General features: G+C 53.5%; 19 protein-coding genes. 9 read left to right on the top strand and 10 right to left on the bottom strand.

Translation table 11 applies throughout. From position 1 onward, the window contains the following. Positions 1–11: 11 nt before the first annotated feature. The 3 genes from AC6T8Q_RS13390 to AC6T8Q_RS13400 all read right to left on the bottom strand — a co-directional run bounded on the left by AC6T8Q_RS13390 (position 12) and on the right by AC6T8Q_RS13400 (position 4,905). The gene (locus AC6T8Q_RS13390; protein ID WP_500679551.1) at positions 12–1,520 is read right to left on the bottom strand and encodes a xanthine dehydrogenase small subunit; all 1,509 of its coding nucleotides are present in this window, start codon (positions 1,518–1,520) and stop codon (positions 12–14) included. Between the two features lie 127 nt (positions 1,521–1,647). Beyond that, positions 1,648–3,729 (bottom strand): glycoside hydrolase family 97 protein, encoded by a 2,082-nt coding sequence (locus tag AC6T8Q_RS13395; protein ID WP_500679552.1) that lies wholly within the window; start codon positions 3,727–3,729, stop codon positions 1,648–1,650. Between the two features lie 111 nt (positions 3,730–3,840). After that, the gene (locus tag AC6T8Q_RS13400; RefSeq protein ID WP_500679553.1) at positions 3,841–4,905 is read right to left on the bottom strand and encodes a substrate-binding domain-containing protein; all 1,065 of its coding nucleotides are present in this window, start codon (positions 4,903–4,905) and stop codon (positions 3,841–3,843) included. A 266-nt stretch (positions 4,906–5,171) separates the two neighbouring features. On the opposite strand from AC6T8Q_RS13400, the gene AC6T8Q_RS13405 reads away from it, so the two are divergent. From AC6T8Q_RS13405 to AC6T8Q_RS13430, 6 genes are all read left to right on the top strand, one after another. Further along, positions 5,172–6,560 carry a glycoside hydrolase family 99 protein gene (locus AC6T8Q_RS13405; RefSeq protein ID WP_500679554.1) on the top strand — a complete coding sequence of 463 codons (1,389 nt, stop codon included), beginning with the start codon at positions 5,172–5,174 and terminating at the stop codon, positions 6,558–6,560. Positions 6,561–6,655: 95 nt separating this feature from the next. Next, positions 6,656–7,270 carry a PEP-CTERM sorting domain-containing protein gene (locus AC6T8Q_RS13410; RefSeq protein ID WP_500679555.1) on the top strand — a complete coding sequence of 205 codons (615 nt, stop codon included), beginning with the start codon at positions 6,656–6,658 and terminating at the stop codon, positions 7,268–7,270. A gap of 179 nt (positions 7,271–7,449) precedes the next feature. Further along, on the top strand, positions 7,450–8,223 hold the full coding sequence (locus tag AC6T8Q_RS13415) for a PEP-CTERM sorting domain-containing protein (protein WP_500679556.1): 774 nt from the start codon (positions 7,450–7,452) through the stop codon (positions 8,221–8,223). Positions 8,224–8,381: 158 nt separating this feature from the next. Continuing rightward, positions 8,382–9,506, top strand: a complete 1,125-nt coding sequence (locus tag AC6T8Q_RS13420) for a DUF1559 family PulG-like putative transporter (RefSeq protein ID WP_500679557.1) — start codon at positions 8,382–8,384, stop codon at positions 9,504–9,506. 31 nt (positions 9,507–9,537) lie between these two features. After that, positions 9,538–10,005, top strand: coding sequence for a carboxypeptidase-like regulatory domain-containing protein (locus AC6T8Q_RS13425; RefSeq protein WP_500679558.1), 468 nt, complete (start codon positions 9,538–9,540; stop codon positions 10,003–10,005). A gap of 125 nt (positions 10,006–10,130) precedes the next feature. Beyond that, entirely contained in the window at positions 10,131–11,630 is a 1,500-nt protein-coding gene (locus tag AC6T8Q_RS13430; protein WP_500679559.1) for a glycoside hydrolase family 99-like domain-containing protein, read from the top strand. Positions 11,631–11,673: 43 nt separating this feature from the next. Here the strand turns inward: AC6T8Q_RS13430 and AC6T8Q_RS13435 are convergent, their stop codons facing one another. After that, on the bottom strand, positions 11,674–12,396 hold the full coding sequence (locus tag AC6T8Q_RS13435; protein WP_500679560.1) for an MIP/aquaporin family protein: 723 nt from the start codon (positions 12,394–12,396) through the stop codon (positions 11,674–11,676). Positions 12,397–12,427: 31 nt separating this feature from the next. Continuing rightward, positions 12,428–13,918: a glycerol kinase GlpK gene (gene glpK, locus AC6T8Q_RS13440; protein WP_500679561.1), complete on the bottom strand. Its 1,491-nt coding sequence runs from the start codon at positions 13,916–13,918 to the stop codon at positions 12,428–12,430. A gap of 139 nt (positions 13,919–14,057) precedes the next feature. Here glpK and AC6T8Q_RS13445 point away from each other — a divergent pair, with 139 nt between their 5' ends. Beyond that, positions 14,058–15,494: a glycerol-3-phosphate dehydrogenase/oxidase gene (locus AC6T8Q_RS13445; protein ID WP_500679562.1), complete on the top strand. Its 1,437-nt coding sequence runs from the start codon at positions 14,058–14,060 to the stop codon at positions 15,492–15,494. 4 nt (positions 15,495–15,498) lie between these two features. Here the strand turns inward: AC6T8Q_RS13445 and nagB are convergent, their stop codons facing one another. Further along, entirely contained in the window at positions 15,499–17,475 is a 1,977-nt protein-coding gene (gene nagB / locus AC6T8Q_RS13450) for a glucosamine-6-phosphate deaminase (RefSeq protein WP_500679563.1), read from the bottom strand. A gap of 275 nt (positions 17,476–17,750) precedes the next feature. Between nagB and AC6T8Q_RS13455 the strand changes: the two genes are divergently transcribed. Then, a complete protein-coding gene (locus AC6T8Q_RS13455; protein ID WP_500679564.1) occupies positions 17,751–18,587 on the top strand; it encodes a sugar phosphate isomerase/epimerase family protein in 837 nt (278 codons plus the stop codon). 17 nt (positions 18,588–18,604) lie between these two features. Then, positions 18,605–19,939, top strand: a complete 1,335-nt coding sequence (locus AC6T8Q_RS13460; protein WP_500679565.1) for an MFS transporter — start codon at positions 18,605–18,607, stop codon at positions 19,937–19,939. Between the two features lie 22 nt (positions 19,940–19,961). On the opposite strand, the gene AC6T8Q_RS13465 is transcribed toward AC6T8Q_RS13460, so the two are convergent. The 4 genes from AC6T8Q_RS13465 to AC6T8Q_RS13480 form a co-directional block, all read right to left on the bottom strand. Then, a complete protein-coding gene (locus AC6T8Q_RS13465; RefSeq protein ID WP_500679566.1) occupies positions 19,962–20,606 on the bottom strand; it encodes a hypothetical protein in 645 nt (214 codons plus the stop codon). Positions 20,607–20,676: 70 nt separating this feature from the next. After that, positions 20,677–21,060 carry a transcriptional regulator gene (locus AC6T8Q_RS13470; protein ID WP_500679567.1) on the bottom strand — a complete coding sequence of 128 codons (384 nt, stop codon included), beginning with the start codon at positions 21,058–21,060 and terminating at the stop codon, positions 20,677–20,679. After that, positions 21,044–21,544 (bottom strand): hypothetical protein, encoded by a 501-nt coding sequence (locus AC6T8Q_RS13475; protein ID WP_500679568.1) that lies wholly within the window; start codon positions 21,542–21,544, stop codon positions 21,044–21,046. The genes AC6T8Q_RS13470 and AC6T8Q_RS13475 overlap by 17 nt, the downstream gene beginning before the upstream one ends. 228 nt (positions 21,545–21,772) lie before the next feature. Then, a complete protein-coding gene (locus tag AC6T8Q_RS13480; protein ID WP_500679569.1) occupies positions 21,773–22,774 on the bottom strand; it encodes an N-acetylmuramoyl-L-alanine amidase in 1,002 nt (333 codons plus the stop codon). Positions 22,775–22,830 lie beyond the last annotated feature (56 nt).

Genomic DNA, 22,830 nt, shown 5'->3' on the forward strand with positions numbered 1-22,830 from the left:
GCTTCGATCCTCTAAACCAACACGGCGTCTGGTTGATTCTCTAAAAAGAATTTTACCAAAATGTTGCGCGTCAGTTGCCAGCGGTAATCGGCCGAACCTCGGACATCGCCGATTGGCGTGACCTCACCGACGGCAATTTCACCGGCTTCACGCATGGTGTCCTCAGTAAATTCTCGACCTACGAGAAATGTTTCGGTGGCTCGCGCGCGGAGGACAATTGGGCCGACAGCACCAAAAGCGATTGCGGCCTGCGCGATCTTGCTGCCTTCTATTCGCAATTTGATCGCCGCGGTAAACGAAGAGATATCCAAATCTTTGCGCCGCGAAATCTTATAAAGTCCGAGCAAATCAGTAGCCTCGGGTAGGGGCACGGTGATCTTGGTCAGCAGTTCTCCCGGTTGAAGATCGAACTTTTTATAGCCCTGATAAAAATTGTTGATATTCACCGTTCGCTTACCGGTAGTGGATGACAGCTCAAGCTCGGCCTCCATCACGTGCAAAAATGGCAACGAATCGGCAATCGGCGAAGCGTTGATGAGATTTCCACCCATCGTGCCGACGTTACGAATCTGAGGCGCACCAAATACGTTAAGCACACGATGAAACTCGGGCACAAGATCGCGATAAGCAGCTTCGACGGCAGTCCACGACGCGCGGGCACCGATCACTAACTTGCCATCAACAAGTTCGACATGAGCGAGCTCATCCAGGCGATTCAGATCGATCAATTGATCTGGCAGTTGCAGACCTTTATTCACACGAACACCAATATCGGTGGCGCCGGAAACGATCATCGCTTGAGGATTGTCAGCCAAACATTGAAGTGCCATCGCCAGCTGTTGGGGACAACGAATCGAGCGGTGCTGACCATCGCTGAGCACAAGATCATCGTGTTCGTGTTTCGCAAAATCGGCCAGCAGTGGGGCAGGGGGGTAGAGTTCCGCCAAGCGGTCTTGCTGTTCGTTGCCGACGGATAAACCGGCTTCAATAATCGCCGTGTAACCCGTGCAGCGGCAGAGATTACCCGTCAGCCCATACTTCAAACTTTCGGTGTGCATTCCGCAATCATTTTCGCTCATGCCGGTCATGGTCATGACAAAGCCGGGCGTGCAAAACCCGCACTGCGAACCATTGCAGTCGATCATCGCCTGCTGAATGCTGCTTAACTCACCTGACTTGGCCACGCCTTCGATTGTCACAATATGCGTGCAATCGAGTTGGAACAAAAACTGAATGCAGGAATCCACGGCGAGATATCGAAGGCCTTGCTCGGTCGGTCGGCCGACCAGCACCGTGCATGCTCCGCAATCCCCTTCGCTGCAGACGATTTTTGTGCCGATAAGTGCTAGCCGGCGGCGGAGAAAATCGGAGAGCGACAGTCTCGCCTCACTGCCGCGAATCTCACGTCGGATACCGTTGATATAGATTAACGCATAATCCCGCATGGGCTCGCTTTGTTTCGCAAGAGAGATCGTTTGACCTGCCGTTGGCGGAACGGCCGAGAAACTGCGTTTCTTCACAGTTTGTTAATCTCTAACTTAATTTCGGTGCGAATTCTAAGCCAGACCGTCTCGCCCGAATTATTGAGGCCAGACTGCGTAATTGCCGAAATCAGCGAAATTCCGGAGCGTGCGGGTTGGGCAGCACTCAACGCTCGGCAGGCTTGCGAGCCGTTTTGATTTCCTCGGCCGGGGAAATGGGTGAAAAGCGAATCGCTTGTCCGCCTCCGGCTGCCAGGTTGAGGGGCATAACCGTTTGCGCGTCGACTTCGCGTTGCTCGATCACATACTTGCTGGGCTCGGTCTTCCAATCAGCATCGTCGGCATCGCGATAGATCGTCGCCAGATACTTTTGATTGGGTTTCAAAAATGTGAGCCGGGCTTCTAAGGTGCGCGGTTCTTCGTCGGTGATGCTGCCCAAATACCAATCCTGGCCATCACGTTCTTTGCGAACGATCGTCACATAGTCACCGATCTTGCCATGCAACACTCGGGTCTCATCCCAATCGCAAGGGACATCGCGAACAAATTCAAACGCATCGGAGTGAGCGGCGTAATTCTCCGGCAGATCGGGAACCATTTGCAGCGGACTGTAGATCACCACGTAGAGAGCCAATTCTTTGGCCAGCGTTGAGTTCACCCGATTGGTGGGGCGGAACTCAGGATACTCAAGGTCGAAAATTCCCGGCGTGAAATCCATGGGCCCCGCCAACAAGCGCGTGAACGGCAATATCGTCGTATGGTCGGGGGGGTTACCACCGTCAGCGCTCCAGGCGTTGTATTCCTGACCGCGGGCTCCTTCGCCGGTCATCAGATTCGGGTAGGTGCGCTGCAATCCCGTCGGTTTGATCGGCTCATGAACATCGAGCATGATATGTCGCTTGGCGGCTTCGTCGACCACTTTCTGATAGTGACGAACCATGTGCTGGCCGTGATGGTATTCCATCGTCTCGCCATCTTTTTGATCAACACGCTTGATGAGCTTTTCGAGTTTGACGTAGCCGGTTTTGAGTGTGTTGATTCCGAGGCTTTCATAAAGCTTAAAGGCATCGGCCAGTTGATCCTCGTAATTAATGATGGAACCAGCTGTCTCATTGTGCCCGACCAGTGCGACACCCTTTTCCTTGGCATAGCGAGCAAGCTCATTCAACTCGAAGTCGGCGTAAGGCTTGGTGAAGCTAAACTTATCGCCGTTGGCAGTCCAATCGCCGTCCCAACCTTCGTTCCACCCTTCGGCGAGCACACCTGCAAAGCCATTTTCCGCCGCGAAGTCGATATAGCGTTTCACGTTCTCGGTGTTGGCACCGTGCTGAGGCCCAGAACCCCAAGTCGATTTGTTGAGGTGCATCTCCCACCAAACACCGGCGAACTTGCCGGGCTTGATCCAGCTCGTATCCTCAAGCTTGTTGGGCTCGTTGAGGTTGAGAATCATATAGGACGTGACGAGCTCGCCGGGATTGGCACCAACTTGGATCGTCCGCCAGGGCGAATGAAACGGCGTGGCCGCTTTCACTTTTGTGCCATCGGCCCAGGGAACCAAATTGGCTTTCAACTTAGCGCCGTCCGTTTGCTCCAAAGTCATGCTGGCAAAATTCACGAGCGCCGCTTCGTGAACGCTCAAGCAAACGCCGTCTTCACGCACGAATGTAACCGGTGTGTGCGCGGTGCCCATTTCGCTCACTTTGGTTTCATCATACAGATACTCGTACCGTTCAGGTTCGTAGGCAGGGATCCACCACGCGGCACTGTCTTCCGCCAGGTTGAACTCGGTGAGTTCATCGCTGATCACCAAATTTTTGAGATTGCGCTGCTGGGGCCATTCGTAACGAAAGCCAATACCATCATTAAATACGCGGAAGACGACAATCATCTCGCGTGCGAGGTTATCTTGTTGCCGTAGCTTGAGCCACAACTGGCAGTAGTTGTTACGAACCTTTTTGCGTTCGCCCCAAGGTTGCGTCCACGTATCGTCGTAGCAGGTGCAACGCGAAGCTACGACGCGAAAATTGCCGTCAAGCGCGGGTGCATCGGCTAACGTCACGCCCAGTCGTGAGGTGTTGACCAGCGTTGCCCCGTTTCGCGTAAGCGAATATGTCGGCATGCCATCTTCGAGCTTAAAATCGAGCTGCAATTGCCCATCGGGTGAAACGGCTTGATAGTCCCGGGCAAGCAGCCGCTGGGGAGCAAACAACAAACCAAGCAAACAAACGACAAGTGAAATTCGGGACATGGGGTGTCGATTCAATGGCGAAAGGTCGTTGTGCGCCAAGGCGTGCTGCCTCATTCACGCTAGCGCACAAGAAAAGTTATTAGATAGGCGAGATAAGATGTGTCAGTTGAACTAGTATTTCTGGCTGGCTTTGCCGGTGGATTCTCCTTCAAATAGCGAAGTTTCCTGGGGCTCCAGCAACAATTGTCCTGCGTATTGCTCTGCTCCAAAAATCCAGTCAAAGCAGTTCTCAAGCACGCCCGCGATGCTCGGCATGTTGAGTCCCGTGATCGAAGGGCAGAAAAACTCCGCGGGGGGTTCGATGTTAATCGAGCAAATGGAAATATCTTTGCCGACGCGGATGCTTCGTTCCCAGCAGGCGCGCATCATGCCGATCGCGGCGGGGCAAGTCGTGCCCACCATGGCCGTCGCGCGAGTTTCGTTCTCATCAAGCAAACGGGCCATCAAGTTGTACGAGACAATCGTCGGATCGGTGAACATCGGCGCCGGCTGATCCCACAATTGGCCTTGGACCTTTTTGCGTTTCGTCCATCGCTGCCAAATGTCGATGCGGCGTTCGATTTCTTCGTTTTGATTCTGGGTATTCACACAATCGATATGGCGATGGCCCAGTTCGTAGAGATGCTCGAGAACCATCTCGATGTTTTCTTCCGAAAACAAACGGATCGAGGGCAAACCCGTGCCAGCGTAATCACCGTCGAGAATGACGACTTTGTTCGTTTTGAAAATCTCGATCAAACGCGGGGGGATCTCGGCTCCCGATGGAATCACAAAGGCTCCGCGGGCTTGTTCCGCGGCTTCGACCACTGTGCTCTCATCCCAGTGAACGTACTGGGCAGGCCGCAAACGGACGCCACGTTTCTCGGCAAAGTCGGACACCAATCCGCGCAGTTGCGTTAAGTAATTCGAAGGGTACGCCGGATACAGCAGCACAACCTCGGCTGGCCGCGCTTGCATGGCATACGAAGGATGGATATCGAGAGCGCCCGACGGTTGGCGTATCAAGACTTTTTGATCGAGAAGCTTAAGCACAGCACGGCGAGCCGTCATATAACTGACGCCAGTTTCCTCGGCGATCTTTCGTTCGCCGGGAATGCTCGACAATAAGTAGTCGCCTTCACGGATGCGGCGTTCAATAACGGACATCACTTCCGTGTATTTGGCTTGAGACGGCATACTGCGGTTACCTGGTCCTGGTAAGCGGACACACCTCGACCGGGCGGAGCCTATGGCTACGTCATTTGGACCGATATGTACGCAATTCAATTCGTGTGGGGGACAAAATCCCTTTTCAGAAAAAATCAAGAACAATTGTGTTGACAGTCAATACCTATCAATATAGCATGAACGCTACAAGGTGCAACAACGCTATAACTTGTTTTTTCCTTTTCTGCTTGTTTCAGTCTTCTATTCTCGTTTCCGGCACCGCTTAGACATTAGCTATGAAGTTCGGCGCACTACATCCCTTATCGTGGATCTGGGTTTGCCTGATACTCCCCTGTATTGGGGCAGCTTCTGGCTCTGCGCAGGTTTCTGAAGAAAACATTGCCGGTAAGGAATTGGCGGAGCAATCGAGAAAGACTCTGCTCGTTCACTATATGCCCTGGTTCGAGAGCAAGGCGGTTCGTGGTGCCTGGGGCAAGCATTGGACAGGCAATCGAGGGCAATTCAGCCCTGATAAGCTCGACAAAGATGGCCTGCCCGAGCTGGCTTCGCACTATCATCCACTGCTTGGGCCCTATGATTCTTCTGACCCCGATCTCATCGAGTGCCATCTTCTTCAAATGAAACTTGCCGGCATCAACGGCGTCATTGTCGATTGGTACGGAATTTCGCAAGGTTCTGACTATCCCGCGATTCATCTGGCCACTTCAGCAGTCTTCGCAGGTGCCGCTAAGTATGGAATGCAGTTCGCCGTGTGCTATGAAGATCGCACGATCAAGCATTTGGTCGACAGCGGCGAACTAAAACAAGATCAGGTCGATGACCAACTGACAAAAACTTTCAAATGGCTGGATGATCATTGGTTCGCCGCACCTAATTATTTTCGTGTTGCGGATCAACCGTTGCTCTTGAACTTTGGGCCGATTTTCGTCACCTCGCCCGGTGATTGGCAGACAACATTCGCTTCACTCAAGAATCGACCACGCTTTTTTGCACTCAATCACCTGTGGAAAGATGTCCAAGCCGATGGCGGGTTCACTTGGGTCTATCCTCAAGTTTGGGCTGACACTCCTGCAGCACAGATTGCTGAACAACGCTTGGCCGCGGAGTACAACCGCGTCACACCGGTTGCCAATGAAACAATCGTTTCAGCGTTCCCCGGTTTCAACGATCGATATGACAAGGGCTATCCAGACATTGATCACCGAAACGGTGAAACTCTCCGAGAAACCTTGGCTGTTTGCATGGCGGGAGAATGGCCCGTCGTTCAACTCGTAACTTGGAACGATTTCGGCGAGGGGACAATGATCGAACCAAGCCATGAATTTGGTTATGAGTTCTTAGAAATCGTGCAATCTGTGCGTCGTAATGAACTTGGGCGACAGTTTCAGCAAACGGCTTCTGCGCTACGGCTTCCCGAAAAGCTGTACCGTTTGAGAAAGTCGGCGAACGCACGAGTAAAATCGATGGATGAGGCGGCTGAATTATTAGCCGACGGCGAAACGGACGCCGCGCGGCACCTTATCGAGCATATTTCGGCGACATCTTCTGCGAGCGACAAAGCGTCGTTTGAGAATGGTCACCGTTCATTCGTGCGACCTTCCTTCGAGGGCTCGCATTCTATTCAGTTGGCCTCTAACGCTGTTGGGGAGGGCAATCGTTATTAGAGGAAATCTTGGCACGCGTGTGCCAAGGCGCTTTTGATCACCATTTTTTCAGGGTACTTTTCTGGCTAATGAAGATTTTAAGGGAGAAACTTTCGATGAGACTGACACTGAATCGTTGCGGTTTGGCCGCCGCACTGAGCATGATGTTGCTCACGGCCACGGCACAGGCGGATGCCTTGATCACCGACTTCAATAACTTTGTTTCCGACGCACTGTATCCATCGTGGGCGTTGCCATCGAGCACCGTTGTATCGGGACCGAATGCTTACTCGATTACCGCCACGGGCTACGGCAGCAACTACAAGTACATTGGTTTTCCAGAAATCCACGGCGCTGGCAACAAATACATCGAGCTCACCGCCACATTAAGCGGCCCAGCAGCGGCTGATGGCCACTTGGGTCCAATCGTTGGCTTGATCGATGGCGACGGTACGCATGTCAACTTTGCTTGGTATGGCCAACTTTTGGGCAGCCACGTGTTGACCATGCCCGTTGATTCGCCGACCTGGGTCGCTGCCGCTGGTGGAACTCCTGGTCTTGATTTGAACACTTTGACCCACATGCACATGCAGCTTGATCCAGGTGGATTCGGCACACAAGGTCAATACACGATTGCCTGGGAGAACCTGCGTCTGTTCGTTCCCGAGCCGAGTTCGTTTGCTTTAATGGGTGGTTGCGCGATGCTATTGGGCTTGCGTCGCCGTAAGTAAGAGACGAATTGACTATGATCCAGATCGTGCACTGCCGGGGCAGTCGGCAGTGCACGATGTTACAAAACACATAACACCACGGGCGGGCAGGCCTATTTGCGGCCGGTTTTCGAATAGCTTTGCATCCCCGACTCGGACGTCATGGCTCTTCAAAACACAAAAGAGGGAAAGCGACTACGATGAAAAAGATATTCAATTTATTTGCGGCGGCCCTGGCGCTGAGTGCCGTGGTTGCCTGGAGCGGCAGTTCGCGGGCAGATGTTGTCATCACAACATTTGATGACACTTACTTTGAAGATGCGCTATACTCATCATGGATCTCCAGCTCGATCGAGTATGGCCCAGATAGCTATAGCGTCACAGCAACCGGATATGGGAGCAACTGGACGTACATCGGCGGGTACGGGATTGACGGCACGGGAAACACCCATGTGAAACTCGACGTGACGCTGGAAGGCCCGCCTGCTGCGGAAGCTCATTTAGGCCCAATCATTACCTTGGTCGATGCCGACGGCACACGAAACAATTATGCCTGGTTTGGTCAACTTCTAGGAAACAACATCCTAACCCTGCCCGTCACTTCACCGTCATGGGTTGAAGCTCCCGGTTCGACTCCCGGTTTAGACCTCGCCGCCATCGATCACATGCATTTGCAGATTGATCCAGGTGGATACGGCCAACAGGGCCCCTACACCGTGCATTGGAATGAGTTGAGCCTCGTGACTCTTAACACAACACCTGGCGATTTTGACGAAGACGGTGACGTCGACGGCCGAGATTTTCTAGCCTGGCAAGCCAATTCCAGCCTTGGTCTTTTGTCCGATTGGCAAACTGCCTACGGAGCAGCTTTGACTGGGTTCACATCGGTGCCTGAACCCGGCACATTCGGAATGATGATTCTCGCGAGTATCAGCGCCATTGGCCTGCGAAGAAATCGCGGCCTGAGTGCCTGATGGGGCAGCGTCGCACGCCGCCTTCCCCTCCCGGCGGCGTGCGGCACTCGTCGAGCAAGAAGTTAAAGAGCGAACAGATGATTTCAATTCAATTATTACGCGAACTGCGGAGCAGATTGACCGCGAAAATGGCGTGGCAGACGCCAAGGAGTCGATTCATGTCCTACTTCAACAACAAAATGGTGCCTTGTCGGCAAATCGTTAACAGCAACAAGTCGAGCCATCGGCAAGGCTTTACTCTCGTCGAGCTGTTGGTGGTGATCGCCATTATCGGTGTGTTGGTGGCATTGCTGCTACCGGCGATTCAAGCCGCTCGCGAAGCCGCTCGACGCAGTCAATGCTCGAACAATCTCAAGAATCTTGGCTTGGCCTGTTTGAATTTTCACGATGCCCACAAGTGCTTCCCACAAAGCATTCCTCAGTGGGATCAAGACAATTGGATCGCTGAGTGCGCCCCCGGGGCGACTGTGATCGCTGAGGCAAATGAACCTGTACCCTCGACTGGCTACAACGGCAAGGGATGGATCGTCGATATTTTGCCCCAGCTCGAACAGCAGGCGGCTCACGATCAAATCGTTAAGAATTATAAAATTACGAATCCTAACATAGCTTTCCGTGCCCGACAGACCACCGGATTTGGCATGGGAGTTTTGGCTATTCGCGATATCGTGGCCACGCAACTTCCGATCTTGAGCTGCCCGTCGGATGAATCGGCGAAGCCATCGGATGGAGAGCAATGGTATTGGAACTTTCCCGGCACGATCACTGCGACTACCAGCTACAAAGGCTGTGTAGGAGATACACTGCTATCGAATCAACCCGGAATGCGATGCAGCACCGACGTTGATGCACCTGCGAGTCCAACCAGTGGCTCGCCTGATACTCACAACACGCTTTCCAACAACGGGATATTCCAGCGCACGAGCATCTGGCGGCCACTCAATATGAAGTCCGTCAGCGATGGAACCAGCAACACGTTTATGATCGGCGAAAACGTCGTATTCATGGACTATCATTCGGCGGCCTATTTCTCTGACGGTGATTGGGCAACCGCGAGCATTCCAATCAACTATATGCCAATGAATATGCGTCCTGAAAACTTTAAAGATCTGGAAGCACCGGCGATCTCGAAAGCGGTGCGAGGATTCAAGAGTATGCATGCCGGTGGTGCTCAGTTCGTCATGGCGGATGGGTCGGTTCACTTTGTGCAAGAAACGATTGAAACGATCGCCTATCGCGGGTTGGCAACTCGCGAAGGTGGCGAAATTGCCGTATTGCACTAGGAACTGATTTTTGAAATTAGGAGGATGAGGCGTGAATAGGATTTATCGTTCAACACAGCTCGTAGGACTCTTGAGCTGTGCGACATTACTGCTTTGTGCGTTGGGGTGCGGTAATACCGGCGAAGCGACCGTCAGTGGATTGGTCACGCTCGATGGCAGTATTGTCCCAAATGCAAACATCTCGTTCATACCCTCAGGGGGTGGCACGCAAGCCTATGCGGTGAGCGATTCATCGGGCAACTATGAAGCTTATACCGGTCAACAGCCCGGACTTAAGCCCGGCGAATATCGAATCTCCTTAATAGCACGTGAAAAGCCTGCGATAGAAAAAACAGAATCTGGCGGGGCGCCTCCCCCTGGCCGTGCCCTTACGCCGAAGTGGTACGGGGCCCCCGATACCTCAGGGCTTTCCTTTCAAATACAGCCGGGGGCAAACGAAATCAACCTCGAACTCACTTCCCAGGCCCCTGCGGGCTGGCGCGAGCCGGGTCGAAAATAGATGGCTTGTTGATCCGACCAAAACTACGTGACAAGATCATCCGCGGATATAATGTATCAAGCGGACTCTTCTCTTTACTTTCTTTTGACCTGCCCTTGTTGGCTTCTTCTGAACGAATCATATCCATGAGCCAACGCTTCTCATTTCTGTCGTACTTACTTGGGATCGCCTTCACAACGTGTCTGGCAACCTGCTCTTTTGCTGCCACCGACGTTGTGAAGACCAACCCAATGAAGGTCTACATGCACTACATGCCGTGGTTTGAAACTCCGGCGACGATGGGTGGCAGTAACTGGGGCTGGCATTGGACGATGAACAACAAGAATCCCAACATCGTGGATTCCCAAGGCCGCCGCCAGATTGCCTCGCACTATTATCCACAAATTGGCACTTACGCTTCGCGCGATGCCGACGTGATTGAGTATCACACGCTGTTGATGAAATACAGCGGCGTGGATGGCTTAATGATCAATTGGTATGGCGTGCAGGGAACCAATGGCGATCTCAACGATTTGTTGACCAGTTCGAACGCCATCATCAATCAAACGCAAGATTTTGGCATGGACTACAACGTCGTGCTTGAAGATCGCTTTTCTGCCAACATCAATCAGGCCAAAGCCAACGTCGCGTATCTGCGTGACAATTATTTCAATGACCCAAATTACATTCGCATCAACGCCGACAACGATCCGCTGTTGATGGTGTTTGGCCCAATTACGTTTCAACAACCGGCGCAATGGACGGAAATCCTCGGCCAAGCCGGCGAGCCCGTCGATTTTCTCACGCTCTGGTACGAGCGTAACGACGCGGGCACCAACGCCGATGGCGAATACGCTTGGATCTACGAGGACGAACCTCTTGATAATTATCAAAGCCACATCAGCAACTTTTACAACTCCCGAACCCCCCTTCTCAATACTGCCGGTGGCGTGGCATTCCCTGGCTTTGATGATTACTACGACGAAGGGGGCGTGGGCGACATCATTCCGTTTGATATTCCGCACGACAATGGCCAAGTCCTGGCCAATACGCTGAATCTCGCGAATCAAAACGCCAACAAGATCGAGTTTCTTCAACTCGCCACGTGGAACGACATTGGCGAAGGAACAATGTTCGAGCCGACTGTCGAAACTGGCTACAGTTATTTATTGCAACTGCAAGAATTTACGGGCGTTATCTACGGTGAGTCGGAATTGGACTTGATCTTCCAACTCTACCGCGCTCGCAAAGAGTTTACGGGCAATAGCACGAAGCAAGCTCTGCTCGAACAAGCGTCACAACTGCTGAGTAATTTGGAAGTCGACGAAGCCCGTTCGATTATTGATTCCGTGTTGACACCAGGGGATTTCAACGGCGATGGCAACGTCGATGGCCGTGACTTTTTAGTCTGGCAACGGCAAGTCGGCCAAACAGGCTATTATCCGCTGCAACAAAAAGATGCTGATACCAACGCCGACGGCATTGTCGATTCAGCCGATCTAGCTTTGTGGCATGAGTATTACGGATATGCAAACCCGCTAAGCGGTCTAACCGCTGGCCTTGCCATCCCCGAACCGGTAAGCCTGACATATCTTTTGCTTGGTATGACTCTCTTGAGCCAAATCCGCTCACCGAAAGCCCGATGAGTGACTTCTCGGTTAACGAACGATCTAATCTAGGATTGATTCGCTACATTGCGTTGTACACAGCCGAGGCAATGAGACCACCGAGGATGGGTCCAATGACTGGAATCCAAGCGTAGGACCAATCGCTGTCGCGCTTGCGGGGGATCGGCAACAGAAAGTGCATGATGCGCGGGCACAAATCGCGGGCCGGGTTGATCGCATAGCCCGTGGTGCCACCTAGCGACAAACCAATGCCGAGCACTAACATGCCGACGGGCAGCGCGCCGAGGGCACCTAAACCAAGTATGGTTTTCTCTTCGCCCACCGAGGGTGGCTCGGCCATCAAGACGGCAAAGACCAAGACAAACGTGCCGATCATTTCGCTAAACAGATTCGCCCAGGTGCTGCGTATGGCGGGACCGGTGCAGAACGTCGCCAATTTCGCGTCAGCATCGTTGCTTGCTGCGTAGTGTGAAATGTAAGTCAGATAAACCAAAAAAGCGCCCAATAAGGCACCCGCCATTTGGGCAGTGATGTACCCACCAACGGAACCATCAAATTTCTCCGCTGCGGCCAGGGCAATCGTCACTGCGGGATTGAGATGGCCACCACTCGCCGCGGTAACACAAGACACCGCGACAAACACAGCCATCCCCCAGCCAAATGTGATAACAATCCAGCCGCTGCCGTGGCCTTTGGTTTCGCTCAGCACCACATTGGCAACAACTCCATTGCCCAGGAGAACGAGCAACATGGTACCGATAAATTCACCGACGAATGGCGACATACATGAACCTCTCACGTTTTACTACAAAAGATTAGTTCGACGCCCAACCTTTGGCCCGTTCCACGGCACGCCGCCACATCGCACGGCGTTCGGCAGCTTCATCGACAGTGATCTGGGGCTCAAAACTGCGATCGACGGCCCAATATTGTGCGATCGCCTCGCGCGACTGCCAAACTCCTGCTCCCATGCCTGCGAGATAGGCTGCCCCTAGCGCCGTGGTTTCCGTCACTTTGGGTCTAACAACCGATATCTGTCCAAGGTCGGCTTGAATCTGAAGCAATGTGTCGTTCACGCTCGCCCCGCCATCGACGCGCAGTTCGGCAAGTTTGTAACCGGCATCGTTCTGCATTCCTTGCAACAAATCAGCCACTTGAAATGCTATGCCTTCGAGCGCGGCGCGGGCAATGTGCCCCGCGGTTGTTCCACCGGTAATGCCAATGATTGTGCCTCGGGCATAAGGATCCCAATCGGGCGCACCCAATCCGGCAAACGCGGGCACAAAATATACTCCTCCACTGTCACTCACCGAATTGGCCAAAGGCCCCACGTCGCTCGACGATTTAATAATGCCCAACCCATCACGCAGCCAACCGACGGTGGCTCCGCCAATGAAAACTGAACCTTCTAGCGCGTATTCCGTTGTTTCACCCACCTTGCACGCAACAGTGGTCAGCAATTTGTGCTGTGATTTCACAAACTCTGTGCCGGTGTTCATGAGCATGAAGCAACCAGTTCCATACGTGTTCTTCGCCAAGCCGCGTTCAAAGCAACCTTGGCCGAACAATGCTGACTGCTGATCGCCAGCCATGCCCGTCAGCTTGATTCCCGCCAAAGGCAAGTGCGTGGCTACGCTGCCGTAATCTTCACTACTGGAACATATTTCCGGCAAAATTTCGCGAGGCACGCGGAAGAGTCGAAGCAGTTCGTCATCCCAGTCGCCTTTGTTGATGTTCATCAGCAAAGTACGCGAGGCATTCGATGCATCGGTAATGTGTCTCTCACCGCCCAGCAGATTCCAGGCCAGCCAAGAATCGATCGTACCGCAGGCCAGCTTGCCATCCTCAGCTGCCGCACGGGCACCCGGCACATGATCAAGCAGCCAGGCAATTTTGGTTCCGCTGAAATAGGGGTCGAGTAACAACCCCGTCTTATCGCGAATCGTGGGTTCGTGCCCAGCGGCGCGTAACTCGGCACAAACATCCGATGTCCGCCGATCCTGCCAGACGATGGCCTTATGCAAAGGATCACCCGTTTCGCGATCCCACAGCACCACGGTCTCGCGTTGATTGGTGATTCCAATCGCGGCTACATCGCTGGGCTTGAGCTTCAAAGCCGCTAAGGCTTCAATCGCTACGCCCAATTGCGTGGTCCAAATTTCCTCGGGATCGTGTTCGACCCAGCTGGGCTGGGGATAATACTGTTTGAACTCGCGTTGCCGAATCGCAAGGACATCGCCTTGTTCGTCAAACACGATTGCCCGCGACGAAGTGGTGCCCTGATCGAGGGCCAGCAAATAAGTCATGCGAAAACTCTGTCGAAAAGTCAAAACAAGAAGAGCGGATTGCTGCCCCCATAACGTAACGCATCGGCTACAATCACGCTAGCTATCGCTGTATGCTAGTAGCGAACGGCGTGCATCTTATCGCAAAGGACGACTTCGCATGAACCGCTCGGATACGATTGCCAAGCTCCAACAAAGCACCTTCGACATACTCGTAATCGGGGGTGGTATCGTGGGGGCGGGAATCGCGCGCGACGCGGCGCTGCGCGGCTTGCGGATCGCGCTCGTGGAACAAGCTGACTTCGCCGCGGGAACGAGCAGCCGCTCCAGCCGATTGCTGCACGGTGGTATCCGCTATCTGGCTCAAGGTCGTATTGGACTCGTGCGCGAAGCGAGCAAAGAAAAAACCATCATTGGCCACATTGCTCCGCATTTAGCTCAACCGTTGCCGTTTATCTTTCCCACTTGGCGGGGAACACCCTGGTCGTATTGGAAGCTATCTGTCGGTGTAAGGCTCTACGACTTGCTGTGTGGAATGAAAAACTTTGGGCGGTCAAGTTCACTGAACATCGCCGCGACGAAAAAACTTCTACCGGGACTTACAACCAGAAATCTTACCGGAGCGGTCCGCTACTTCGATGCACTCACCAATGACGCTCGTTTAGTGATCGATACCCTACGATCCGCTGAGAGGCATGATGCCCAGTTGATTAATCACGTGAAGTTTCTTGATGCCAAACCAGAAAACAATGGCTGGTTATGCACGGTTCGTGATCAATTGACCGCTCACGAATTCACTATTTGCGCGCGGGCCGTTGTGAATGCCGCCGGGCCGTGGTCGGACAAGCTGCCACACTCCAAGACCAAGTTGCGCCTCACCAAAGGAGTGCACTTGGTTGTCGATCATCAGCGGCTGCCGGTTCCCGAAGCCGTGGTCATGACCGAGGGCAATCGCGTGTTGTTTGCCATTCCCTGGGGCGAGCGAGTGATTCTCGGCACGACCGACACCGATTACGACGGCGATTTGCCGAACCCGCCGTGCGATGCTCGCGACATTGCCGAAGTCTTGGGAGTGGTTAACACAACTTTTCCCGAAGCAAACATCGCCCCCTCGGACGTGATCAGCACGTGGTCGGGGCTGCGGCCGTTGGTGGCCGATCCGAATGGTGATCCCTCGGACATCTCGCGCCGCCACAACATCGACATGAGCAATCCTGGCTGGTGGGACGTCACCGGTGGCAAACTGACAACCTATCGCTTAATGGCCGAAGAAACAGTCGACAAGATTGTCCGCCATTTCGGTCTTAAGTCTGGGCCGTGCTCAACGGCAGAGCTTTCCATTCAAGAGGGGAACAAAAGATTGAATGTCAGCGGCATTTTGCCCCCACCGATCAGTCAAGATGTGGTGCAAGAAATTTGCCGTACAGAATGGCCATACCATCTCGATGACGTAATGATCCGGCGCACGAGTTGGCATTATTACCACCGCGATCGCACGGCCATCGCCGAGAAAGTTGCCGATTGGATGGCCGGAGAACTTGGTTGGAGCGATGCCGAACGATCCGCGCAGCTGGAGCGTTACCGAAAGCACGCTTAATCGCTTAAAGCATGCCGAAGACGTCTTCGTTCCAACGGACAAAGCCTTCGATCGCTTCGTACTCAGCCAAGCCGAGCTCGTCGTAAACGCGAGCCGTTGCGCGATTGCGATCTTCTGCCCGTTGCCAGAACTCGCGTGGATCTGGGCCGGGGAATAAAGCACGGTCTTTTTGCGATTCGTGCTTGAAGATGGCGTTCCGTTTCCGCAACAACTCTTGCGGGCTGAGCGGCACGGCCATTTCGATTTGATGTGGATTCCATTCCTGCCAAGCACCGCGGTAGAGCCACACTTCACAGACCTTATACCATGGCTCATTTTCCACACGCTTACAGGCCTGCAACACCGCGCTCAAGCATGTGCGGTGCGTGCCGTGCGGGTCGGACAGGTCGCCCGCCGCATAGATTTGATGGGGCTGCAGCTTCTGCAACAAATCAACCGTGATTGCGATGTCTTCCTCACCGAGCGGCTTCTTGCGAACGCGTCCTGTTTCGTAGAACGGCATATCCATGAAATGGCATTGCTCGGCTGGCACACCGAAGACACGGGCGCCGGCTTTGGCTTCACCGCGACGAATCATCGACTTGATCGCTTGTACCGACGGGTTGTCGACTTGCCCCGGCTGCTTGTGTTTGAGCGACTGCTCCATTTCGGAGATGATCTTATCGGTCTGTTCGGATGGCAGGCCAAAGTATTTTGTGAATTCTTCGATGAAGTCGGCAAAGCAAATCACGTCGTCGTCAAACACGGCGATGTTGCCGGACGTTTGATAGGCGACGTGAACCTCGTGGCCTTGATCGACCAAGCGATTGAATGTGCCCCCCATCGAGATGACATCGTCATCGGGGTGGGGTGAGAACAACAGTACTCGCTTAGGGAAAATATCGTTGTGACGCTGGGGGCGATCACCCGGCAAGCGTGCGTGGGCTGGCTTGCCACCAGGCCAACCCGTGATCGTTCCCTGCAGGTAACGGAACACGGAGAGATTGATGTCGTAAGCCGAACCGTGGTTGGCCAGCAAATCTTGCATACCCTCTTCGTTGTAGTCCTCGGCAGTCAATTTCAGGATCGGCTTCTTCAATTTCTGCGCCAACCAAATTACGGCCTTGCGGGTTTGCTTTTCAGTCCAATTGCAATTCCCTAGCACCCATGGCGATTGATACCGCGTGAGCTTTTCCGCAGCCGCTTCGTCCATCACGATCTTGGCGTTGGGATGCTCCTGCAAGAAGCTCGCTGCGATTGACTTGGAAACTTCACCTTCAATCGCCTGAGCGATAATCGACGCCTTGCCTTCGCCGAAGGCCATCAGATAAATCTGTCGAGCTTCGAGAATCGTGCCGACACCCATGGTGATCGCACGTAGTGGAACGTGCTCCTCGCCGAAGAAATCGCTCGCGGCATCGCGACGGGTCACTTTGTCGAGCGTGATCAAACGCGTGCGGCTTTCGCGGCCGGAACCTGGTTCGTTGAAGCCGATATGGCCCGTGCGACCGACACCCAACAATTGAATGTCAATCCCGCCAACATCAACAATCGCTTGCTCATAGTTACGACAGTATTCCGCAACATTCTCCTGAGGTTGCACACCGTTAGGAATATGAACATTTTCGGGCAAGACATCGACGTGATCGAACAAATGCTCGCGCATGAAACGGACATAACTCTGCAGAGCTTCAGGCTGCATCGGGAAATATTCGTCGAGGTTGAACGTCACGACGTTGCGAAAACTGAGGCCCTCTGCGCGATGCAAACGCACAAGTTCTTCATAAACCGAAGTGGGCGTGCTGCCGGTGGCCAATCCCAAGACGCACATCTTGCCGGCCTCTGTCCGCTGACGAATCAAATCGGCGATTTGATGAGCTACGTAATGACTGGCGTCCTTCGCATTGCGAAACACGTTGCAGGAGATTTTTTCCGGGTGCGATTCGGAATGAAAGGGAGCGGCGTGCATGGCGTTTTGGGAGTTGTTTTCGTGAGTCTTCATGGCATCTAGGTCCCATCTCGGGAAGATAATCGAATACTCCTACTATCCACGGAATTGAGCTCAAAAGCTAGTGCAAGATCGTCTTGAGTTCCCAGATAGACACCAAAACAAATTGGGTATGGTGCAGCGCAGTGAACTGTCTACAATTGGCGCACCACTAGCTTGCGATTGCGCACGAAAATCTCATTTTCGACGCAAATGTGCTCATGGAACGTTTGCGGCACTTCCACTAAAATGCGGCTGAATTTGAAAACTCTTTCCAGTCGGAGGCATGCATGTTTCGTTGGCCCTTGGGCGTGTTTACGAGTCTCGATACGGGGCTAGGAATTCATTTCGATGTGTTGGATAAGCTCGCCATCCCCACCATCCATTTGCACGCCCCCAGCGAGGAAAAGCGCACCCCCGCCGAAGCCGCGCGTATGGCCGACGAACTGCGCCGATTGAATGTGGAAGTCACCTGTGTCTTTGCTGGCTTCGACGGCGAGAGTTACGCTGATATTCCCACGGTCGAACGCACGGTTGGGATTGTTCCCCTGGAAACCCGCCGCGATCGCTTGGCCGAGCTCAAAGAAATCGCCGATTTCACCGCCCAGATGGGCGTCAAATCCGTGGGCCTGCATCTAGGTTTCGTGCCTCACGAGACAGAGTCGCCGGAATACCTGGAGTTGCTCAATGTCACCCGCGATATCTGTGACTACTGTGCAGCGAAGGAGCTGGCCGTTCATTTGGAAACGGGGCAGGAATCGGCTGAACTGCTGGAAGAATTTTTGACCGATGTCGACCGGCCGAACTTGTTTGTGAATTTCGACCCCGCAAACATGATTCTGTACGGCTGCGGCGAGCCGATTCCAGCCCTCAAACGGTTAAGCCGCTTTGTCCGCAGTGTTCATTGCAAGGATGCCAAGTGGTCTGACCAGCCGGGCAAAACCTGGGGCCGGGAAATGCCCCTGGGCGAAGGGGATGTCAACTTTGCGGATTTCTTGGCAACGCTGTCCGAGATTCGCTACGCGGGGCCACTCACGATCGAACGCGAAATCCCTCAAGAACCAGAACGCCAAGAACAAGAAATTCGCCACGCGGTCGACTTATTAAATCGTCTGATGCAAGCCTAACGCTTTTCGAGGTTTTCATGTCTGTTGCAGCACGCCTGTCGGTGATGATGTTCCTCCAATTTTTTACGTGGGGGGCTTGGTTCGCCACACTTGGCCAATGCTTGGGCGAGAACGAACTGAAAGACTTTATCGGTGGAGCGTACGGCAGCGCGCCGATCGCCGCGATTATCTCACCATTGTTTTTAGGTTTGATCGCCGACCGCTTTTTTCCTTCGCAGGCGGTGATGGGCATGCTGATGTTGATCGGCGGCGTACTGTTATGGATGGCCCCCGGCTTTGCCGAAGCCGGCAATGGCGGGGCGTTGGTCTGGGTTATTCTGGGCCACCTGCTTTGCTATATGCCGACACTGGGCTTGGGCAACTCCATCGTCTTTTCCAATGTCGATGATCCCAACAAATTCCCACGGATTCGCGTCTGGGGAACCATCGGCTGGATCGTCGCCGGACTGTTTGTCGGCTTTCAAGGCTGGTCGAGCAGCTTCAATATCTTCCGTTTGGGAGCCATTTGCTCGGTCGCACTCGGGTTTTACTCCTTCACGCTCCCGCACACGCCGCCGCCAGCTAAAGACAAGCCGCTTAACATGCGCACGCTGTTGATGATGGATGCCTTCAAGCTGCTGGGGAATATGCCGTTCTTCATCTTCATTGTCTGTTCGACGCTGATCTGCATCCCGCTGGCCTATTACTATGGTTTCACCTCGAATCTGTTGGGGCAGATTGGTTTCGAACAACCGGCTGCCACGATGACTCTCGGTCAGATGAGCGAGATCTTCTTCATGATCTTGATCCCATTCTTCTTCCGTCGACTGGGCGTGAAAAACATGATCCTGGTAGGCATGGCTGCCTGGTCAGCGCGATATTTGCTGTTTGCCTTCGGCGCACCGCAGCAAGTTGTATCGATGATCCTCCTGGCCGTGCTGCTTCACGGTGTGTGCTACGACTTTTTCTTCGTCACCGGTTTTATGTACACCGATTCCAAAGCGCCCGCCGATGTGAAAGGGCAAGCTCAGTGCATGCTCGTGTTCTTCACACAAGGCGTGGGCATGTTCTTTGGCTATTGGATCGCCGGGGTCCGTTTCGCCACTTCGGTTCCGAACTACGACAAACTCAACGCCGCCATCCAAGCCGGAAAAACCGACACACAACTGACCTTTGGCCAATCACTCGAGCGAATGTTCTCTGTCAAATTGCCTGAGGGCATCGATCCTCAGCTCCTGTCACAAACGATGCTCGAATGGAAAGAGTTTTGGTTGCTGCCAGCCATGATGGCCGGTGCTATCTTTATAGTTTTCGCGTTCGCCTTCCATGAAAAGCGCGACGTCACTCCAGCAATTGATGAAGACTCTGTGTGAGTTCTTCAGGTTTGGCCGAACATTAAGTCGTACTGCGTTCAACGTTCCTGCGCGCTGAATGGCGAAACAGGAGCGCTGAAGCGACCAACGCCATCGCGAAGACCGAATTCAAAATAAAAACCGGCCCGATGCCTGGCGCAAATGGTGCATGGGGAGAGTTCGGATCCATAAGCGCTTCCTGCCAGCCGGCTTTCCAAATGACGAGTGCGATAACCGGCACGAGCAATTGAACCATTGCCATCGCAATCAGCGCGCGGGCCAGCCCCAGGGGCTCGAGTTTTGCGATCAGCGCGCCGACGATACCTGTCACAATCACACCCAAGTACAGCAAATTGATCGGCCCATCGCCGATGATCCCCACGGCGCCGTTGATCCACACCAAAAGAAATGTGGTTACGACCGCGATGCCGACGGCAACTCGATATGCAGTGCTGTCTGTCATTCTCATGGCCACTTCGTAAACAGCACCCACGCTCATCAACAGCGCACCCATAAAAACAAAATCAAACAGGGTCCAATTCACTTCCTCGGTGTACTGCATCGCGGTCAGCGGCACGAGCAGAAGAAGTCCCACCACCGAAGCCCACGCGGTCATCCGCCACCGGGTTCCGCGCCAACCGCCACCAAAATCCATACTTCCAATCGTTGTGTTGTTCTGCATGTTCATATTGATTTTCCTTTCATCGCGGGTGAAAACTTTGCAATGCAAAGTTACAAGATAAAAAAAGAGAGTGTACCTAAGCCGGACGCCAGACAGCCGCGGAAGCAGCCCCTTGTTTGCTGGCCTTTTGTTGTGCGTCGGAGACAACGCTTTCCAAAACACTGATGTATTCGCCGAACCGCGTGCGTCCCTCGGCGGTGAGACGATACATGGTTTGCTGACGAGAGCCTTGCTGGCCTTTCCAAATCTCCACCAAGCCGGCTTCGCTCAATACCGAAAGATGCCGACTGAGATTCCCATCGGTCAGATTGCAAAGCTCTTTGAGGTCGTTAAACAGCAAACCACCGCTATTCGCAGCAAGCGACGCCAAGATTCCTAAGCGTGCCTTTTCGTGCATCACGCGGTCAAGGCCCTCGTAAGAAAACCGACCCGCTTGTTCGCCTTTACTCTGACGTGCCATGTTGTCGCTCCAAAGTCCAATACAAAACCGCAGCCCCGAATAACTGCCCACCACCAAAGCACAAAGCCATTTGCCAGGGCGCAAAGGCATTCGCACCTTGGCCGTATATCAAGCAAATCGTTCCCGCACAAACGTAATACAAAGCCACCCACACCACCTGCCTGGGCAGCAATCGGTACGATGCAAAAATGCCGAGGCTGTAAACGAGCGACCACAAACCGGGGAGCATCCACGCCGAACTCAGTGCGTAGCGATAAATGCAAAGCGTGATGACGGCGCCTACGAGCAGACTCGGCAGGAATTGTTCGGTGGCGAGCAACGTCGCTTGCCGCGCAAGACGCGAATCAGCGAGCCGCACCCGCCGCCATAATTGAACCGCCGCAGCGATGAGGCAGATGCCGGCGACTGATATCCAAAGGATAAGAAAATCAGTGAGCTGGCTGTCCGGTTTGACAAAGTAGGGCTGCAACAGGGCCGTGGCCAAGGCTAAGTTCCCGAAAAGGCGACCGTCAGCGCACGATAGCCACGAAACAGCTCATTTTGAGCCATTTGCTGACGGATCTCGGTAATTTGGAAGAGTGCTTCGCGCAATTCCATGACGGTACCACAAGTGTGCTGCCAAAAACTTCACTTTGCATTACAAAGTATCAGCGCAAATGGGCAGTGTCAAGCGAATTTCCAGAAGCTCGGACGTTAGCAGATTGAATTGTGGCTACTTGTTGATAAGTTGCTGCGCGCCGTCAACGACCTTTTCCCAATCAAACGCGGGGCCGGGATCCTGCTTGTTGGCCTGCACATGGTAGTGCCCCAATACCCCCTCAAAATCTTGCCACTCCTTCTCCGTCAGAACATGTGGAATAAGTTTCCCATCTTTGTCCTTAGGATAGTCGCATTTGATCTTGGGGAAAATCTTGCTGAGGGTCGCCGTCAGCTTGATCAGCGAATCGTATTGCTGGGGTGTGAAATCGTATTGGTAATATTCTTTCCCTTGAATTTCACCTTTGATCAATTCATTACGAGCGGGATGACCCACAAATGGCACTTTGCGCAGGCCCAAATGCATGATGCCCCGCGGGGGTCGGAGTTCCACGATGCCGTTGTCATCGGTGTAATACCATTTCTTAAAGACTTCATCTTTGGGATCAGAATAGGCCCCCATGTTGGCGATTTCGATACCGATGGCACGCGAATTAGAAATCGTGGCATGCCATGCTCGTTCCTTAAGATCGAGTGTTTGGTAGATCGTGCCATCGACGTCGAGCATGAAGTGAACGCTCAAGCCACGGGAATCGTGAAGCACCTTGAAACAGACTTCGCTCGTGCCGCAAACGTCGTAGTGCATCACGAATTGATCGACCACGTCTTGGAGCATCGGCAAATCCCACCCACCGCCACGCACTTTTTCCAGTTCTTCGGCGGAGAGCTTGTCCTTGCGAATGCCGTAGCGATTGGGCGAATCGAGCTTGGCTTCTTCGAGAGTTTGCTTCCAATCGGCTTTTTCAATCGGGCCGAAACGCCGCTCCACGCGGTAGGCGTCGTATCCTTCGGGGTCCATCCACAACTTCACGGGAGCGGTCGTGTGGTACAACTGTCCGCAAACGACGATTTCGTCGCCCTTGCGTTCGAGCTTTTCGCCTGCACTTTGGGCCAATGCCGATTGTGCTATAAACGCGAGACCCAGCAACAAACCACCACGCAAGATAACCGTCGGCATGTCGATTCACCTCAAGAAGCAAAGAAAGCGGCTTTTACACCTTTATTCTATCAACG

The sequence above is a fragment of the Bythopirellula sp. genome, from assembly GCF_041737835.1.
GTDB lineage: Bacteria > Planctomycetota > Planctomycetia > Pirellulales > Lacipirellulaceae > Bythopirellula.

What these genes read in the sequence shown, in the direction of transcription:
- AC6T8Q_RS13445 (WP_500679562.1), top strand. Translation starts at nt 14,058, where the DNA reads ATGAACCGCTCGGATACGATTGCCAAGCTCCAACAAAGCACCTTCGAC.
- AC6T8Q_RS13455 (WP_500679564.1), top strand. Translation starts at nt 17,751, where the DNA reads ATGTTTCGTTGGCCCTTGGGCGTGTTTACGAGTCTCGATACGGGGCTA.
- AC6T8Q_RS13415 (WP_500679556.1), top strand. Translation starts at nt 7,450, where the DNA reads ATGAAAAAGATATTCAATTTATTTGCGGCGGCCCTGGCGCTGAGTGCC.
- AC6T8Q_RS13430 (WP_500679559.1), top strand. Translation starts at nt 10,131, where the DNA reads ATGAGCCAACGCTTCTCATTTCTGTCGTACTTACTTGGGATCGCCTTC.
- AC6T8Q_RS13405 (WP_500679554.1), top strand. Translation starts at nt 5,172, where the DNA reads ATGAAGTTCGGCGCACTACATCCCTTATCGTGGATCTGGGTTTGCCTG.
- nagB (WP_500679563.1), bottom strand. Translation starts at nt 17,475, where the DNA reads ATGAAGACTCACGAAAACAACTCCCAAAACGCCATGCACGCCGCTCCC.
- AC6T8Q_RS13420 (WP_500679557.1), top strand. Translation starts at nt 8,382, where the DNA reads ATGTCCTACTTCAACAACAAAATGGTGCCTTGTCGGCAAATCGTTAAC.
- AC6T8Q_RS13395 (WP_500679552.1), bottom strand. Translation starts at nt 3,729, where the DNA reads ATGTCCCGAATTTCACTTGTCGTTTGTTTGCTTGGTTTGTTGTTTGCT.
- AC6T8Q_RS13435 (WP_500679560.1), bottom strand. Translation starts at nt 12,396, where the DNA reads ATGTCGCCATTCGTCGGTGAATTTATCGGTACCATGTTGCTCGTTCTC.
- AC6T8Q_RS13465 (WP_500679566.1), bottom strand. Translation starts at nt 20,606, where the DNA reads ATGAACATGCAGAACAACACAACGATTGGAAGTATGGATTTTGGTGGC.
- AC6T8Q_RS13460 (WP_500679565.1), top strand. Translation starts at nt 18,605, where the DNA reads ATGTCTGTTGCAGCACGCCTGTCGGTGATGATGTTCCTCCAATTTTTT.
- AC6T8Q_RS13480 (WP_500679569.1), bottom strand. Translation starts at nt 22,774, where the DNA reads ATGCCGACGGTTATCTTGCGTGGTGGTTTGTTGCTGGGTCTCGCGTTT.
- AC6T8Q_RS13470 (WP_500679567.1), bottom strand. Translation starts at nt 21,060, where the DNA reads ATGGCACGTCAGAGTAAAGGCGAACAAGCGGGTCGGTTTTCTTACGAG.
- glpK (WP_500679561.1), bottom strand. Translation starts at nt 13,918, where the DNA reads ATGACTTATTTGCTGGCCCTCGATCAGGGCACCACTTCGTCGCGGGCA.
- AC6T8Q_RS13410 (WP_500679555.1), top strand. Translation starts at nt 6,656, where the DNA reads ATGAGACTGACACTGAATCGTTGCGGTTTGGCCGCCGCACTGAGCATG.
- AC6T8Q_RS13400 (WP_500679553.1), bottom strand. Translation starts at nt 4,905, where the DNA reads ATGCCGTCTCAAGCCAAATACACGGAAGTGATGTCCGTTATTGAACGC.